This is a genomic window from Streptomyces sp. NPDC003635 (assembly GCF_053587635.1).
This window is the reverse complement of record NZ_JBSFOK010000029.1, coordinates 53,254-67,426: the sequence shown is the minus strand read 5'-3', so window position 1 is coordinate 67,426 and position 14,173 is coordinate 53,254. Positions and strand designations below refer to the sequence as shown.

Annotated in this window: 18 protein-coding genes and 1 pseudogene; 8 read left to right on the top strand and 11 right to left on the bottom strand. The window is 71.9% G+C overall.

The window, feature by feature from the left end:
• Positions 1–55 precede the first annotated feature (55 nt).
• Together ACWDRW_RS25330 and ACWDRW_RS25325 are read left to right on the top strand one after the other, a co-directional pair.
• Positions 56–769 carry a bleomycin resistance protein gene (locus tag ACWDRW_RS25330; RefSeq protein WP_451726328.1) on the top strand — a complete coding sequence of 238 codons (714 nt, stop codon included), beginning with the start codon at positions 56–58 and terminating at the stop codon, positions 767–769.
• Between the two features lie 64 nt (positions 770–833).
• Positions 834–1,385 (top strand): YciI family protein, encoded by a 552-nt coding sequence (locus ACWDRW_RS25325; protein WP_451726327.1) that lies wholly within the window; start codon positions 834–836, stop codon positions 1,383–1,385.
• A gap of 6 nt (positions 1,386–1,391) precedes the next feature.
• On the opposite strand, the gene ACWDRW_RS25320 is transcribed toward ACWDRW_RS25325, so the two are convergent.
• Together ACWDRW_RS25320 and ACWDRW_RS25315 are read right to left on the bottom strand one after the other, a co-directional pair.
• The gene (locus ACWDRW_RS25320) at positions 1,392–1,625 is read right to left on the bottom strand and encodes a hypothetical protein (RefSeq protein WP_451726326.1); all 234 of its coding nucleotides are present in this window, start codon (positions 1,623–1,625) and stop codon (positions 1,392–1,394) included.
• A 50-nt stretch (positions 1,626–1,675) separates the two neighbouring features.
• Complete coding sequence (locus ACWDRW_RS25315; RefSeq protein ID WP_451726325.1) at positions 1,676–2,128, bottom strand: DUF5707 domain-containing protein; 453 nt, start codon at positions 2,126–2,128, stop codon at positions 1,676–1,678.
• Between the two features lie 219 nt (positions 2,129–2,347).
• Between ACWDRW_RS25315 and ACWDRW_RS25310 the strand changes: the two are divergent.
• Positions 2,348–2,826: pseudogene (locus ACWDRW_RS25310) on the top strand (DUF5990 family protein).
• 36 nt (positions 2,827–2,862) lie between these two features.
• On the opposite strand, the gene ACWDRW_RS25305 reads toward ACWDRW_RS25310, so the two are convergent.
• Both ACWDRW_RS25305 and ACWDRW_RS25300 read right to left on the bottom strand, forming a co-directional pair.
• Positions 2,863–3,135 (bottom strand): hypothetical protein, encoded by a 273-nt coding sequence (locus ACWDRW_RS25305; RefSeq protein WP_451726324.1) that lies wholly within the window; start codon positions 3,133–3,135, stop codon positions 2,863–2,865.
• Between the two features lie 51 nt (positions 3,136–3,186).
• Positions 3,187–3,609: a VOC family protein gene (locus ACWDRW_RS25300; protein WP_451726323.1), complete on the bottom strand. Its 423-nt coding sequence runs from the start codon at positions 3,607–3,609 to the stop codon at positions 3,187–3,189.
• A gap of 218 nt (positions 3,610–3,827) precedes the next feature.
• Here ACWDRW_RS25300 and ACWDRW_RS25295 point away from each other — a divergent pair, with 218 nt between their 5' ends.
• Positions 3,828–4,724, top strand: coding sequence for a phosphorothioated DNA-binding restriction endonuclease (locus tag ACWDRW_RS25295; protein ID WP_451726322.1), 897 nt, complete (start codon positions 3,828–3,830; stop codon positions 4,722–4,724).
• A gap of 67 nt (positions 4,725–4,791) precedes the next feature.
• Here ACWDRW_RS25295 and ACWDRW_RS25290 read toward each other — a convergent pair whose 3' ends face one another.
• The gene (locus ACWDRW_RS25290) at positions 4,792–5,790 is read right to left on the bottom strand and encodes an alpha/beta fold hydrolase (RefSeq protein WP_451726321.1); all 999 of its coding nucleotides are present in this window, start codon (positions 5,788–5,790) and stop codon (positions 4,792–4,794) included.
• A 210-nt stretch (positions 5,791–6,000) separates the two neighbouring features.
• Between ACWDRW_RS25290 and ACWDRW_RS25285 the strand changes: the two genes are divergently transcribed.
• Positions 6,001–6,735, top strand: a complete 735-nt coding sequence (locus ACWDRW_RS25285) for a DinB family protein (protein WP_451726320.1) — start codon at positions 6,001–6,003, stop codon at positions 6,733–6,735.
• On the opposite strand, the gene ACWDRW_RS25280 is transcribed toward ACWDRW_RS25285, so the two are convergent.
• From ACWDRW_RS25280 to ACWDRW_RS25270, 3 genes are all read right to left on the bottom strand, one after another.
• Positions 6,650–7,114: an HXXEE domain-containing protein gene (locus tag ACWDRW_RS25280; protein WP_451726363.1), complete on the bottom strand. Its 465-nt coding sequence runs from the start codon at positions 7,112–7,114 to the stop codon at positions 6,650–6,652. The genes ACWDRW_RS25285 and ACWDRW_RS25280 overlap by 86 nt on opposite strands.
• 70 nt (positions 7,115–7,184) lie before the next feature.
• On the bottom strand, positions 7,185–7,676 hold the full coding sequence (locus ACWDRW_RS25275; RefSeq protein ID WP_451726319.1) for a DUF488 family protein, N3 subclade: 492 nt from the start codon (positions 7,674–7,676) through the stop codon (positions 7,185–7,187).
• Entirely contained in the window at positions 7,673–8,068 is a 396-nt protein-coding gene (locus ACWDRW_RS25270) for a RidA family protein (protein WP_451726318.1), read from the bottom strand. The genes ACWDRW_RS25275 and ACWDRW_RS25270 overlap by 4 nt, the downstream gene beginning before the upstream one ends.
• 133 nt (positions 8,069–8,201) lie before the next feature.
• Between ACWDRW_RS25270 and ACWDRW_RS25265 the strand changes: the two genes are divergently transcribed.
• Positions 8,202–9,185 carry a helix-turn-helix transcriptional regulator gene (locus ACWDRW_RS25265; RefSeq protein ID WP_451726317.1) on the top strand — a complete coding sequence of 328 codons (984 nt, stop codon included), beginning with the start codon at positions 8,202–8,204 and terminating at the stop codon, positions 9,183–9,185.
• Positions 9,186–9,411: 226 nt separating this feature from the next.
• Here the strand turns inward: ACWDRW_RS25265 and ACWDRW_RS25260 are convergent, their stop codons facing one another.
• Positions 9,412–9,675 (bottom strand): hypothetical protein, encoded by a 264-nt coding sequence (locus ACWDRW_RS25260; RefSeq protein WP_451726316.1) that lies wholly within the window; start codon positions 9,673–9,675, stop codon positions 9,412–9,414.
• 175 nt (positions 9,676–9,850) lie between these two features.
• A complete protein-coding gene (locus ACWDRW_RS25255) occupies positions 9,851–10,897 on the bottom strand; it encodes a saccharopine dehydrogenase (RefSeq protein WP_451726315.1) in 1,047 nt (348 codons plus the stop codon).
• A 132-nt stretch (positions 10,898–11,029) separates the two neighbouring features.
• On the opposite strand from ACWDRW_RS25255, the gene ACWDRW_RS25250 reads away from it, so the two are divergent.
• Positions 11,030–11,614 (top strand): TetR/AcrR family transcriptional regulator, encoded by a 585-nt coding sequence (locus ACWDRW_RS25250; RefSeq protein WP_451726314.1) that lies wholly within the window; start codon positions 11,030–11,032, stop codon positions 11,612–11,614.
• Here the strand turns inward: ACWDRW_RS25250 and ACWDRW_RS25245 are convergent.
• Complete coding sequence (locus tag ACWDRW_RS25245) at positions 11,611–12,375, bottom strand: hypothetical protein (RefSeq protein WP_451726313.1); 765 nt, start codon at positions 12,373–12,375, stop codon at positions 11,611–11,613. The genes ACWDRW_RS25250 and ACWDRW_RS25245 overlap by 4 nt on opposite strands.
• Positions 12,376–12,816: 441 nt before the next feature.
• Here ACWDRW_RS25245 and ACWDRW_RS25240 point away from each other — a divergent pair, with 441 nt between their 5' ends.
• The gene (locus ACWDRW_RS25240; protein ID WP_451726362.1) at positions 12,817–14,163 is read left to right on the top strand and encodes an FAD-dependent oxidoreductase; all 1,347 of its coding nucleotides are present in this window, start codon (positions 12,817–12,819) and stop codon (positions 14,161–14,163) included.
• Positions 14,164–14,173 lie beyond the last annotated feature (10 nt).

The window sequence follows — 14,173 nt, the reverse complement described above, 5'->3', positions numbered from 1 at the left end:
GCGGTCCTGGCGAATGCCGCCCCTAAATCTAGTCAAGTTTGACTACAATGCCGGTATGAGCGAGAAGACCATTCCGATCCTGCCCTGCCGGACGCTGCAGCCCGTGCTGGACTTCTACACCGCCCTGGGTTTCGACGTGACCTACCAGCAGCGAAGTCCCAACCCCTACGCGGTCGTCGAGCGCCGCGGCATACAGTTGCAGTTCTTCGCGATGAAGCGATTCGAGCCGGCCGAGTCGTACAGCACGTGCTACGTCCAGACCGACGCCGTGGACACGCTGTACGCCGCGTTCCGCGCCGGGCTCAAGGCCACTTACGGCAGAATCCCGGCCCGAGGCCTCCCGCGCATCGGCCCACTGAAGGACATGCCGTACGGCGTACGGCAGTTCCTCATGACCGACCCGGGCGGCAACTGCATCCGCGTCGGACAGCAGACGAGCGAGGACCTCCACTACCGGCCCGCTCCCGAGGGGACCTTCGCGCACGCCCTGCACCACGCCTCCCTCCTCGCCGACTCCAAGGAGGCCCCGGCGAGCGCGGCGAAGATCATCGACCGGGTGCTCGGCCTCGAGGACGAGAAGCCGACACCCGTGCAGCTCCTCCAACTCCTCGTGCTGCGGGCGGACATCGCCCAACGGCTCGCCCAGGAGGAGTCGGCGGCAGCGGCCCTCACCCAAGCCGCGGCGGTCCCGCTCACCGACGAGGAGCGGGAGGCGGCGCGAGACACCCTCGCACGCCTTGAGGAGCTGCGCTCCGGCGACCGCCCATGAGAGGCGGGGTCGCGCCCCACAACTCGGTTGAGGCCCCGCCCGATGTGGGAAAGGGTCTGTGCTCATGGAGTACTTCTGCTACCACCGCGACCGGCCCGGCTCCCTCCCGTTGCGTGAGCGACTGCTGGAGGAACACTGGTCGTACATGGACGGGTACGCGGCCCAGATGATCGCCCGCGGCCCGACCTTCGGCGAGGACGGCGACACACCGACCGGCAGCGTGCACATCCTCGATCTGCCCGATGCCGCCACGGCCCGCGCGTTCGCCTTCGACGAGCCCAACTACCAGGCCGGCGCGTACCGGGACGTACTGCTGCGCCGGTGGCGCAACCTGCTCGGGCGCACGATGTGGGACTTCCCCGGCGGCCGCACCGGCGGCAACCGGTACCTCGTCCTCGGCCTGGGGGAGGGGCAGCTGGCCGACCCGACCGTGCCGGCCCCGAGTGAGGAACTGATCGCGTACGGGCCCCTGCTCTCCGACGACGGAGCCACCTGGCTGGGCACGGCGGTGCTGCTCAGGGCCCCCGACCCGGAGGCTGCCCGCGCCGTACTGACCAACGACCGGTACGACGACATCGAGGTCCACGACTGGGAGTTCGGCGGCCGGGAGGAGTAGGTCCCGTTATTCGATGTGGCCGGTGGCCGGGTCGACCTGGGAGAGGAAGTCCCTTACGGCCTCTTCGAGTTCGGCCCGGCCGACCGGCGCCGGAGGATGCGTGCGGAAGCCGAATCCGTACTGCGGGTCAGGTCCGGACAGCCACGTCAGGTCGTAGGACCCGGGACCGTCGTAGGACTCGACGACCTCGAACTCCTCGCCGTCGACCGTGATGCGCGACCGCTTGCCGTCCGAGGTCATGGGCCTGCTCCTTGAGAGGTGAGAGGCCTGACGGCCTGTTGCCTTCTTGATCAGCCTACGGTGAAGCCCGCCGCCTTCCGGTCCAGGGTGGTGCTGCCGTCCTCCGCGGTGGCGAGGACGGCCACGTGCCAGGCGCCCTTCGGGGCCGACGCGGCGTCGGCGCTGGTCACCGGGGTGCGGTAGGTGCAGCGCACGCTGTCCTCGTCGACGGACTCGCAGTCGGCGGACTCCACATTCGCCATCTCCTCGGCGGTCACCTGCTTCTTGGTCAGCGAGGAGTTCTCCGCCCAGGCCAGTACCTTCACGCTTTCGACGCCGGAGGACGCCGTGACATCGGTGGTGAAGGTGAGCGAGCCGTCCCGGCCGCCGTCCGGGGCCGTGTAGCGGGCCGTGCTGTCCGCGAGCACCGGAGGCTGGTCGCCCGCGTAGGCGAGGCCGAAGGCTCCGGCGCCTCCGAGCACGACGACACCGGCTGCCACGGACAGAGCGATACGACGGGACATGGCGGGTTCTCCGTAACTGTCTCAACTGGGTTGGAGCCGGCGCGCTGGTCCGTGCCGCTGCACCGATACTCGCAACGCGGGGCAGTCCCGGACGTGAGCACGCGTACTCAACCGCATCTAGGTGATCGTGCGCGGGCGACCGGGCGGACCGCGGGGCTGTACCCGTGAGCAGGGCCGCCCGGCGGGCGCCTTCCGCCGCGCGGCGGGCCTGATGCCCCCATGCTCATCCGCATCGACGCCCACGACCTGCCGGGCTCACCTGCGCCACCGCCGACGGCGAGGAATCGGTGCAGCGCAATGTCCATGTCGCCGTGCAGCGCCGTGACCGCCCGGCCGAGCTCTTGGACCCCCGACCGGGTGACGCGCGGACCGCGACCTGGACCCTGGACTGCACCGCACAGCTGTCGGCCACGGGCATCGACGTCAGGGGGCCGTACGTGCAGGGCCGCCCGGGCAGGCGGTTCATCTACCTGGCTTGGGGGGCGGTCGACCGGCCCGGTGCCTTCACCATGTTCCGGCGCGCCAAGCTCATGCTGCAGGCCGTCCCCGCGGACGTCCTCGACCGAGCCGCCCGCGACGGACTGCTCGTCGGGCGACTGGGCCTGACCGACGCCCGCGGGCTGCCGCTGTGCGCACGGGTCGTACCGCCGAGGATCACCTGGACAGCGCAGGTCGCAGACCGGTCGCGGCCCGTCTGAGGCGGGCGCGGGGCCGTCACCGCGAGCGGCGCCGCCCTACGTGCCCTTGCGGGCGGCCTCCGCCACCTCCGCCTCGACGGCGCCGCGCGCCGCGCCTCGCTCCCTCGCGTACTCCGTGATGGCGCTGTGGGCGTCACGGGCGAGGTCCCGCGAGGCGCGCCACGCGGTGTTGTACGTCTCGGTCTGGGTGTGCGACCAGCCACCGGCCCCGTTCTGGGGGCCGTACTGCTCACGCAGCGCCTCGACCCGGCGGTGCGCCTGGTCCGCGGCGCGCTGCTTCTCGATCAGCTCGTCGAAGGTGTGTACCACGTGCTGATCGTAAGAAGCCTTGCCCCGGACCGCGCGGCGAGCGCCGGTGCCTCAGGGGCGGACGTACGGCCGGGTCATGATCTCCATGTTGTGGCCGTCCGGGTCGTCGAAGTAGGCGCCTCGACCTCCGAACAGATGGTTGACCCGCCCGGGCTCGGTGTGGCCGGGGTCGGCGTAGTAGGTGACCCCGACCGCCTCCAGACGGGCGATCATGGTGTCGAACCGGTCGTCGGGTACGAGGAAGGCGTAGTGCTGCGACTGGATCGGCTCGGCCCGCATCTCGTAGTAGTCGAGGGTCACGCCGTTGCCGAGGTCGACGGGCAGGAACGGCCCGAACGGGGCGCCGACCTCCAGGCCGAGGATGGTGGCGAGGAACTCGGCGGACAGCTGCCGGTCGCTCGCGTAGACGGCGGTGTGGTTGAGCTGGACGCCGGCCGACGGCGACTCGGCGACAGGCGGGTGGTTGTGGGACATCACTGAGGGGTCTCCGGTCTCGGGATGTGCTGGTAACAGGCGCCGCGTGTGGGCGGCGGTCGCAAAGACAGGAAACCGACGGCGGGCCCCTCGCCCGCCCCGCGGTCACGCCGAGGCCGGGACCCCAACTCGTGCATGGCCCAAGGCCGACCCGGCAGTCACGAGAGCGACCCTAGCCGCCGTCGGAGACCGAGGCAACGCCATTACGATCACGGCCCATGGACTGGCTCGAACGCACCGCGAAGCTCAGACAGTGGGCGCGGAACGGAACCCGCGCGCCCCACAAGCCGCTGCTGCTCCTGTACGCCCTTGGCCGCTTCCAGGAGGACACGGAGGGCGAGTTGCGGTATAGCGTCGTGGAGGGGGACCTCCAGCGGCTGCTGAACGAGTACGGCCCGCCGAACCGCACGACACCTGCTTACCCCTTTCACCACTTGGTGAGTGACGGCGTGTGGGAGGTGCGGACGAACCGCGGCCCCGGCAGCCCCGGCACCGGTCTGCGTGACCTCCGGGAAACAGGCGCCGTCGGGCGTCTCGCACCCGAGCTGAGGTCGGCGCTGCGGCGCGACCCCGAACTGCTCGGCCGCATCGCCCGGGTCCTGCTCGATCTGCACTTCCCGCCGTCGCTCCACGGCGAGTTGTGCGAAGCCGTGGGTCTGGAGCTGGAGCCCGCGGAGGCGGAGCGCCTGGCGGCCGTCGGCCGGCGCCGGGACAGACGTATGCGGGAACTGGTGCTGACCGCCTACGAGTTCCGGTGTGCCTTCTGTGGCTACGACGGCAGGATCGATTCCGTGCCGGTCGGTCTGGAGTCCGCGCACGTTCGGTGGTGGGCGTTCGGCGGCCCCGACGACGTGGACAACGGGCTGTGTCTGTGCTCGCTGCACCACCGGCTGTTCGACAAGGGAGTCCTCGGTGTCGGCGACGGCCACCGGATCCTGGTCCCCCAGTCCTTCGTCGGGCACAGCGCCGCCGCCCGCGAGCACGTCATAGCCCTGGCGGGTCGCCCGCTGGTCGGCCCCCAACCGGGCACACCCGCCGTCGCGGCAGGCCACCGCGACTGGCACACCCGCCAGGTCTTCCGCGGCAGCCCCCGCCCGGCCACCGAATCGGTCTAGGGCCGCTCGGCGGGCGGGGGCCCGCGCCCAGGCCCTCGGCGACATCACGGGTGTGCACCAGCGCCGGTCAAGACCGTGCCGGCCCCGGCGCGGGCAGTGCGGCGAGCCAGTCGAGGAGGATGCGGTTGACGTCCTCGGGTCGTTCCTGCTGGATCCAGTGGCCGCAGCCGTCGAGGAGGTGGGAGGAGACGAGCCCGGGGAGAGTGACCGGGTAAGCCTCGATGGCGTCGGCCAGCCAGGCCGTGGCGGCGTCCCGTGTTCCGCCGACGAACAGGGACGGCTGGGTGAGGGGAGCACCGTCGTAGGCGGCAAGGTCTTCCCAGTCGCGGTCCATGTTCCGGTAGCGGTTGAGTGCTCCGGTCAGGCCGGTGCGTTCGAACTCCGCCGTGTAGAAGTCGAGTTCGGGCTCGGTGAGCCACGAGGGCAGGTGGCCGTGGGGGAAGCGGTCACGCAGTCTCCGGCCCCTGCTGACGAAATGCGGGTCCGGGGCGCCGGGTTCGGGCATGGTGTCGGCGGACAGGGCCGCGTAGAAGCCGGCGAGCCAGCCTCGTACATCCGGCTCGATCTCTGCCTCGGCGCGGCCCGGCTCCTGGAAGTAGGAGACGTAGAACTCCTCCTCCCCGCCCATGCCGGCGAAGACATCGCTGGGGCGAGGGCCTCCGCGCGGGGTGTAGGGAACGCTCAACAGCCCCACCGCGCGGAAGACTTCGGGCCTGGTCAGAGCGGAGTTCGCGGCGATGGCCGCGCCCCAGTCGTGCCCGACGACGATCGCGGACTCCTCGCCCAGGGCGTGGACCACGCTGACGTTGTCCTCGACCAGGTCGAGCATCCGGTACGCGTCCACGGCGGCCGGCTTGGAGGAGCGGCCGTAGCCGCGGACGTCGATCGCGACGGCGCGGTAGCCGGCTTCCGCGAGCGCGGGCAGCTGGTGGCGCCAGGAGTACCAGGACTCCGGGAAGCCGTGGAGGAGCAGTACGAGCGGCCCGTCGCCCTGCTCGGCGAGGTGGATCCGGCCGGCGGGGGAGGAGATCAGCCGGTGGGTGAGCTGCGAGGGGTGGTGCGGCATACGTTTCCTCCAGGCCGTGGATCTTCGCTGCTGTGCCGTATCAGTGCCGATCATGCGAGGCGGCAGTCGCCGTCGCGAGCAGGTTTGCCGTTTCGGCAAGCCGGGTTCATCGGAGGTGCCGTCGGGAAAACGGCTCGCTCGTCGCGGTCCCGGCCGTTAGGCTCCGGCGGCACGACGGGGCTGCGACACGCGACCGTGAGGGGGAGCCGGGTGGAGATCTCGGGTGTGCGGACGGATCGTCTGGGTGTGCTGCTCGATCAGTTCGACCGGGCCAGGGAGATGGCCCAGGTACGGCTGACCGGGCTCGGCGACGAGGAGTACCTGTGGGAGCCCGTGCCCGGGTGCTGGTCGATCCGGCGTCGGGGCGAAGCACTGACTCCCCGGGCGTTCGGGCCGGGGGACTGGGTCCTGGACCTGGGGGCCGCGGACATCCCGACGAACGAGTACGACGAGGTCGCCCGGCAGGCCGCCGGGGGGATGAGCGTCGCCAAGATCGCCGAGGACTGGAGTGTGAGCGTCGAGCGGGTCGAGGAGATCCTCCGCCACACCGGCCCGTTGGAGCCCGACGAGACACCGGTCACCACGATCGCGTGGCGACTGGCCCACCTGCACGTCCAGTTCGACGGCCAGTGGGAGTGGACCTTCGGCGAACGGCGCCGGGACCCCAGGCAGATGGTCGACTTCAGCCCGTCAGCGGCCGTGGCCCTCGACCGCTTCTGGCCCGCGATCGACCGCTGGCGGGCCGACGTCGGCGCCCTGACCGAGGAACAACTCGACACGGTCGGCCTCTCCCGCTACCCCTACGGCTCCGACCCCGACGAACCGTTCATCAGCGTCCTGTCGGCAGGCTGCCTCGAGTTCATCCACCACATGGCGGAGATCGCTCTCCTGCGCGACCTGTGGCGGGCGCGCTTCGGTCGTGACGCCGGACCCCGGCGGGGCTGAGTTCACGTTCCGGCTGTACGGCTCCGGCTGTGAAGGGGATGACCAGCGGCGGGGATGTGACCGAGCCCGGGGTGTACCCGCGCAGGGCGGCAGCCTGTGCCAGTTGGACCAGGCCGTGCCGCCCGAATGCGTTCAAGGATGCCTGGTAGAAGGCGGAGCGCCCGCCCGCCCGGTGCCCGTCCGCGGCCGCGGCGGTGACCACGCACCCCGTCACGGCGACGGCGGCCGTGAACTCGCGCTCGTCGACGGACTTCAGCCGCCGCCCTATCCGCTCCGGCACCCGCGGATACCGCTCCCGCAGCTCGGGCACCCAGCCCCGAGCCCAGCGCGGGACCAGAACGACCTCCTCCGCGTCGCGCGCCGCGCACGCGGCCGGCAGCCCGAAAGTGACTGCGGCGCCGATACCTTCAGCACCTCGACCGTTGGCCCTGTCGCCGCGTACCCCTCCCTCACGGCGGGCGCAGGTGCTCGATCGCGACGCCGTACCGCTCGGCCAGTCTCTGGGCGATCAGCGAGCGGTGGCAGGCCTCCGGGTCCCGCTCGACGCAGAACAGTGCCGCTCCGCCATCACTGGGCAGCGCCGAGACGAGCGGCGTGAGGTCGGCTTCGTCGAGGATCTCCGTCGTATAGCGGCGGATGTATTCGGCGGCCAGTGCACGGCGTGAGCGCTTGCCGACGCCTTGACGCTCGTCCTCGGCGTACTGGAGGTGGCGCAGTTCGGTGGTCGGCGCGAGGTCGGGGTGGTGCTCGTAGGCGATCCCCGCCTCGGCCAGGGCCGTCTGGAGCCTGCGGGCGTTCGCCCAGGCGTACTCGGGTCCGCGGACGCCGCGGCGCTGACGTACGTCGAGCATGAGGTGCACGTCGGCGTCCCGCAGCCGTCGGACGAAGGACGCGACGTCGAAGCCGTAGACGCCGACTGTCACGATCCTGGGCACGGTCATGCGACGGCGGTCCCTTCGAGCTCGACCAGCTGGCCGGGGATCGCCAGCCGTGCCACCTCGAGCATCGTGGTGGCCGGTGCCACCCCGGCGGCGCCCAGCCGCGAAGCCAGCACGCCGTAGTGCGGGAACAGTTGATCGACGTCGGTGGTGTAGACGTTGAGCCGGACGAGGTGGGCGAGGGACATGCCGGCCTCGCCGAGTACGGCCTCCAGGTTGTCGAGGCTCAGCGCCAGCTGAGCGGCCATGTCGCCGTCGTGCCGGGGCACGCCGTCCTCGCTCATCGCGGTCTGCCCGGAGCAGTAGAGGGTCCGGGTGTGCCCGGTGACGAGCTCGCCCTGGTTGAACCCGAGCTCGACCGACCAGGTCACCGGGTTGACCGCCGTGCGTTCCATCGCCACTTCAGCTCCATTCGTTCAGGGGGTGCGTACATCCCTCGGCACGGTTGCCGTGTTCGTCGACGTCGCTGGTCAGGAGCCTTCCAACAAATCATGACACCCTTGGTCATGTATTCGTTAGGCTGCTCGCATGCGCGCCGATCGGCTGGTCTCGCTGGTGCTCCTGTTGCGTCAGCGGGGCCGGATGACCGCGGACACGCTCGCCCGCGAGCTCGAGGTGTCCACCCGTACCGTCCTGCGCGACATCGAGGCGCTGTCCGCGGCCGGTGTGCCGGTCTACGCCGAGCGCGGCCGGCACGGCGGGTTCGCGTTGCTGCCGGGTTTCCGGACCGAGCTCACCGGGCTGAACCACGACGAGGCCCTCGCTCTGCTGACCGCCGGATCAGGGCGCGGCGAGCAGGTGTTCGGCCTCGGTGCGGCACTCGCCTCGGCCATGCGCAAGGTGGTCGACGCGCTGCCCGAAGGCCATCGGGCCACCGCGAACGACGCGGCCCAGCGCTTTCTGGTCGAACCGGAGACGGACCTGCTCTCGCGGCGGCAGACCACCGAGGAAGTCCCCAGCACCACGATGATCGAGGTCAGGCGCGCGGTGCTGGCCGGCCACCGGCTTCGCATCCACTACGCGGCCACGGGCCAGACACCCCAGTGGCGCACAGTGGACCCGATCGGCCTGGTCACCGTCCGGGACCGGGCCTACCTGCTGGCCACCCGCTCCGGCGCGGACCGCACCTACCGGCTGTCGCGGGTGCTGGCCGCCGAGGAACTCCCGGAACCGGCCCGGCGACCGAACCAGGTCGACCTGGACCGGGCCTGGCGGGACCGGTGCGCGCGGTTTCTGTCCGGCGACCACCTGGCCGTGCTGGTACGGGTGAACCCGCGGCGTCGCGAGGAACTGCTGAGCACCGCCGTGGCTGTGCGTGCCGAGGCACCCGACGCGGACGGTTGGCTGCGCCTCGAAGTGACGTACCAGGATCTGCGGCACGCCGAGTGGGCGCTGTGGCAGCTCAGCACGGACGCGGAAGCCCTGGCCCCCGCCTCGTTGCGCACTTCCCTGCGCGAACGCGCCGCCGCGACGGCCGCCCGTTACGCGGACGACGCAGGCGACACCCCGTAGGGGTACCGCGCCGCGTACTCGTCATCGCCGATGGACGGCTGGACCCCGCCGAGGCTCTCGGTCTGCCGGGGCAGGACGTGGCTGCGGGACGGGTCCAGCGGACCGTTCATCGCCGAGGGGACGCAGCCGGCGAGCGCGGTGCCCAGCGACACCGAAGGCCCGGGGAAAGGGCATCTGCCGGAACTCGTCCCACAGCCGCGACAGTTGGGCCTCGGCGGTCACCGGATCACTTCTCGTCCCGCTCCGGCAGGGACGAGTAGCCGGAAGCCCCCGGAGTGCTGCCCTCCGGCGGGTAGTCGCAGTCGATGCTCGAGATCTCGTAGTCGTCGCCCTCGCTCTGTTCCTGATCGACGACGACGGCCGCCGTGCAGGCGCGGCCGTGCTCATCGGTGAACGTGACGATCTCGCTGTAGTCCGTCGGTTGGCTGCACCCCGTCAGCAGCAGCGCCGCCAGCCCCACCGCCGCGCCAAGCCCCCACAGTCGCTTCATCCCCCGTGCCTCCCCCTGAGTGACACAGCCCAACTGCCGTGCCGGGTCCCCAAAGTAGCCGTCAGAGGAGGCGGTGTCAGTGCCACCTGGCGAGATCGCGGTAGTGCCGAACGCGGCTCGCGGCTGTTCGCGCGCTCCTCGCCGAGCTCGGGGTCCAGCGGGCCCTCCGATCAGCTCAACGCGTCGACCTGATGGCCCAGCGGGTGTCCGTGCGAGCGGGTGGTGCCTCGACGAACGTGGCGCCGACCTCCGCCAGTCGTAGGGCCGCGTAGCCACTGTCCACCAGGGCCTCGGGTGTGTGGATCCCCGGGGGCACGGCCTCTCCGCGCAGCCCGGTCAGGCGCTCGACCCCGAGGGCGACACCGAGCGCGGTGAGGGGACTCTGGCCTTCCGGGTGGATCAGGCAGCGGCTCCTGCTGAGCGGTTCGCCGCCCTCGGCGACCCCTTCGAGGTCGATCCGGACCTCGAGGGAGGGACGGCCTCCACGGAGCCGGCCGGTGGACTCGCCGATGACGAGGGCGAAGCTGACGTCGGAGGCGCCGGTGGCGAGGGCGAGGCTGGGCACGTCGAGAACGGCTACGGCGCGGCCGGGCAGGACCCGGCCGTCCGACGTGGTCACGGCCGCCTCCGCGTCGGCGCCGTCGACCCAGGCGAACGCGCCGTCCCGGCGCACCAGGCCGGCCGAGGTGACCGAGCCCCACCGCTCCAGGTCCGCGACGCCCGCGGGCCCGCCGGTGTCCGCCTCGTCCAGTACGGCCCCGATCCGGACGGTGTCGACGCGTTCGAACTCCCGCGCCTGGTCCCGTACGGCGTGGACGAGGACACCGGCACACCAGTGACTGGCCAGCAACACTGGTGCGGTGGTGGCTCGTTGTGCCGTGCCGATGACCTCCGGCGCGATGTCGACCAGGCCGCTGGACAGGCTGAGGTAGGGCAGCCGATGGCGCTGGGCGTAGGCCAGTGCGTTGAGTCCGTGGTCCCACAGCGCGGCCACCACCGCGGCGTGCCGGTGACCGGGCGGGAGTCCGAGGTCGGTACGCGCGAGGTCGACGGTGACGGCCGTCGCCGTGCCGAGGTCGTCGGCCACCCGTCGTGCGCGGTCGAGGTCGCGGGCGGCGATCGTCAGGGGCAGTCCGGGATGCCAGCGTCGTAACAGGGCGGCGGTGGCCGCGCCCGTCAGGCCCGAGCCGCCGAGTATCAGTACGGAGGCCTTGGGATCCATGAGGAACTCCCTTCGTCGAACCGCGGCCACGGGGCATGGTGCGGTCGTGAGACCGTAAGCTACATCCCGTAGCTTACATTTTGTAGGTTACGTTTTGTAGCCTAATCTCGGAGGGTGCCGCGAGGGAGGGCCATGGCGACCACGACGCCCCGGATGTCCAAGCGGGCCAGACGGGAACAGCTGCTCGACACCGCCCTGGGTCTGGTCCGCGACCAGGGCACCGACGGACTGACGCTCGTCACGCTGGCGGAGGCCGCGGGAGTCAGCCGGCCCATCGTGTACGACCACTTCGGTACCCGACCCGGCCTGCTCCGCGCCCTCCACCAGCGCCTGGAGGACCGCCACCTGGCCGCGATCGCCGAGGCGCTGCGGGACGCCCCGGCCACCCCCGCCGGCGTCGCCGGTGTCATCAGCGCCGCCTACTTCGCGTGCGCCACCGACATGCCCGAACTCACCGCCGTGGCCGCCGCCTTGAAGGGCGGCCCGGACCGGGACGCGACCGAGCCCACGGACCGCTACACGGACCTGATGACGGCCGCGCTGTCGCCGTACACCCACTTCTCCCGCGAGCGCCTGCGACTGCGCTGCGCCGCCCTCCTGGGTGCGGCCGGGGCGATCGCGGGGGAGTTGCACCGGGAGAGCGTGTCACCCGAAGAGGCGGTCACCGCCCTGACCGAACTGATCCTGGGCAGCCTCGGCACCGGCGCGGCCCGCTAAGGGCTGCCGAGGGTCCCGGCACCTGGGTGCGGTCGCACCAGGTCGAGGTCCTCGCCCCAGGCGTCCAGCACCTGACCGTGCCCGGCTCGCCGGGCCGCGGCCTCGACGAGGGCGAAGAGGCGACGCTGCACGCCCGGGTCGGCCGTCGAGGTGACGCGCTCCACGGCTCGGAGCAGTTCGTCGGTGTCCCAGCCCGGCAGCGGATGCCGCGTGAGCTCCCACTCCAGGTACTTGTTGTACGGCCTGGGCCGCCGGTCGAGTGTGAAGAGGAGTTCCAGCAGGAACCGGACGCTGTCGGTGGCGTCGAGGCGAGCGGCGAGGAAATGGCCGTCGCGGTGGTTCTTCAGGGAGCGGTAGAGGGAGTTGGTGTAGGCGTCCAGGTGGCCGTGGGCCTCCTGGAACGCCTCGTCGCCGGTCAGGCGGGCTTTGTCGGCGAGGATGCGGGCGATGCCTCCGTCGAGCCGGTCGAGGACGACTCGGGCGCGGGCGAGGGCGTAACGCTCGAAGCCGGGCAGGTCGGCCGAGCGGAACTCGGTGAGCGTGAGGACGACCAGGTCGAGCGCGGCCGTGCGATGGCCCGCGAGACGGGTGAGGCCGGTCGGCGTGTCATCGGCGAGGACCACGTACAGGTCGTGATCCGAGTGCCGGGAGACCATGCCGTCGTGGGCGCGGGAGCCCTTGAGGACGAGGCCGACGACGGCCGGGTCGGCGGTGGCGAGGTCGACGAACGCGTCGTAGGCCAGGGGCGGTTGAGCGGTCACTGCGTGTCTCCGGTCGGGTGGTGGCGGGTATGCCTGCCGGGGCGGCCCCCGTGGTGGGAGGCGCCCCGCACCGTCCGCGGCGGCACAGGGCCGCCGCGCGGAGGATCAACGCACGCCCGGACCCTACCGGGTGACCCGCACCCGCGTCCGGCGTCCGGGGCGGTGAGGCGAAATTCGGCCGATCGTCCGGGCGTGAACGAACCGTCGTCCGCCCGGGGCAGGGGGCGGACGGGGGTATGGGGGGAGGCGTGAGAGGGCTGGAAAACGGCCAACCGCCGGGAGGGGCGCGATACTGCTGGTCTGTCGCGACGTGGCGGTCAGGCGGACGCGATGTGGCGATCGGACGGATCGGACGACCAGGGGAGCGGTTCGGTGAACTCGTCGGATGCAACGGTTCGTGGGCACGTGGACGGCGGCCGGGCCGGGCGGCACGCGGTCGTCGTGGGCGGAAGCCTCGCGGGGCTGCTCGCGGCACACGTTCTCGCGGAACACACGGACAGGGTGACCGTGGTGGAGCGAGACCGCTTCCCGGACGGGGCGGCGGCGCGCTCGGGTGTGCCGCAGGGCCGCCACCCGCATGTGCTGCTGGCGGGCGGACAGTCGGCCCTGGAGTCGCTGCTCCCGGGCTTTCTGGCCGAGCTGCGGGCGGCGGGGGCGCCCCGGGTGGGGCTGCCCACGAACCTGGTGCTGTGGCAGAACGGACGCTGGTTCCGCCGGGTTCCGGAGACGACGCACATCTACACCGGCTCCCGCGCACAGCTGGAGGAGCTCGTACGGCGCCGGGTCCTGGCCAACCCCCTGATCAGTGTGGTGGAGGGCGCGGACGTCACCGGGCTCCTCGGAGACGCCACGCGGGTGCGCGGCGTGCTGCTGCGGGACCGGACGGGCGAAGAGCGCGGTGAGCAGCGGCCCTTGGAGGCCGATCTGGTCGTCGACGCCTCCGGCTGCGGTACGAAGGCATCGCAGTGGCTCACGGCGATCGGGGCGGAGGCGCCGTACGAGGAAACCATCGACACGGGGCTCGCGTACGCCTCGCGCGTCTACCGCGGCAAGAGCGGTGTCCTGGACGGGGTGACCGCCGGCTACTACGTCTACCCGAGCCCCGACCAGGTCCACGCCGGCGGCGCCCTGCCGCTGGAGGACGGCAGTCATCTGGTCATCGTCTCAGGCCTGCGGGGCGATGAACCGCCCACGGGCGAGGACGAGTTCGTGACGTACACCAAGCGGCTGCCGCATCCCCCGCTGCACCGGTGGCTGGACGAGGCGGAGCCGCTCTCGCCGCCGTTCGGGTTCCGGCGCACCGCCAACATCCGCCGTCGCTACGACCTTTCGGCCCGCGGCCCGGCCGGGTTCCTCGCCACCGGTGACGCCCTGTGCACCTTCAACCCGATCTACGGCCAGGGCATGGCCGTCGCCGCGATGAACGCGGTCGCCCTGCGCGACGCGCTGACCGACGCGCGCCGGACCCCCACGACACGCCGCGTGCAGCAGGCGCTGCTCACGTCCTCCCGGCTGGCCTGGGACATCTCCGCCGGGGCTGACCGCAAGATGCCGGGCGCGGTCGGAAACGCGGTCGACGGGCGCCCCGCGGACCGCGTCGCCGACTGGTATCTCCAGCGCGTCACGGACTGTGCCCCCGGCGACCCCGTCGTGGGGCGGGCCTTCCGTGCCGTACTGACCCTGTCGGCGCCGGTCACGGCCCTGTTCGCCCCGCCCGTGGCCCGGGCGGTGCTGTTCCGCCCGCCGGCGGAGTCCCCCGCTGAGCCGCCGGAGCAGCCCGAGATCTGAGCGGGCGCTC

Coding starts and splice junctions, on each gene's coding strand:
- ACWDRW_RS25265 (WP_451726317.1), top strand. CDS start 8,202: ATGCGCGCCGATCGGCTGGTCTCGCTGGTGCTCCTGTTGCGTCAGCGG.
- ACWDRW_RS25250 (WP_451726314.1), top strand. CDS start 11,030: ATGGCGACCACGACGCCCCGGATGTCCAAGCGGGCCAGACGGGAACAG.
- ACWDRW_RS25255 (WP_451726315.1), bottom strand. CDS start 10,897: ATGGATCCCAAGGCCTCCGTACTGATACTCGGCGGCTCGGGCCTGACG.
- ACWDRW_RS25275 (WP_451726319.1), bottom strand. CDS start 7,676: ATGACCGTGCCCAGGATCGTGACAGTCGGCGTCTACGGCTTCGACGTC.
- ACWDRW_RS25300 (WP_451726323.1), bottom strand. CDS start 3,609: ATGTCCCACAACCACCCGCCTGTCGCCGAGTCGCCGTCGGCCGGCGTC.
- ACWDRW_RS25320 (WP_451726326.1), bottom strand. CDS start 1,625: ATGACCTCGGACGGCAAGCGGTCGCGCATCACGGTCGACGGCGAGGAG.
- ACWDRW_RS25325 (WP_451726327.1), top strand. CDS start 834: ATGGAGTACTTCTGCTACCACCGCGACCGGCCCGGCTCCCTCCCGTTG.
- ACWDRW_RS25260 (WP_451726316.1), bottom strand. CDS start 9,675: ATGAAGCGACTGTGGGGGCTTGGCGCGGCGGTGGGGCTGGCGGCGCTG.
- ACWDRW_RS25295 (WP_451726322.1), top strand. CDS start 3,828: ATGGACTGGCTCGAACGCACCGCGAAGCTCAGACAGTGGGCGCGGAAC.
- ACWDRW_RS25270 (WP_451726318.1), bottom strand. CDS start 8,068: ATGGAACGCACGGCGGTCAACCCGGTGACCTGGTCGGTCGAGCTCGGG.
- ACWDRW_RS25330 (WP_451726328.1), top strand. CDS start 56: ATGAGCGAGAAGACCATTCCGATCCTGCCCTGCCGGACGCTGCAGCCC.
- ACWDRW_RS25290 (WP_451726321.1), bottom strand. CDS start 5,790: ATGCCGCACCACCCCTCGCAGCTCACCCACCGGCTGATCTCCTCCCCC.
- ACWDRW_RS25315 (WP_451726325.1), bottom strand. CDS start 2,128: ATGTCCCGTCGTATCGCTCTGTCCGTGGCAGCCGGTGTCGTCGTGCTC.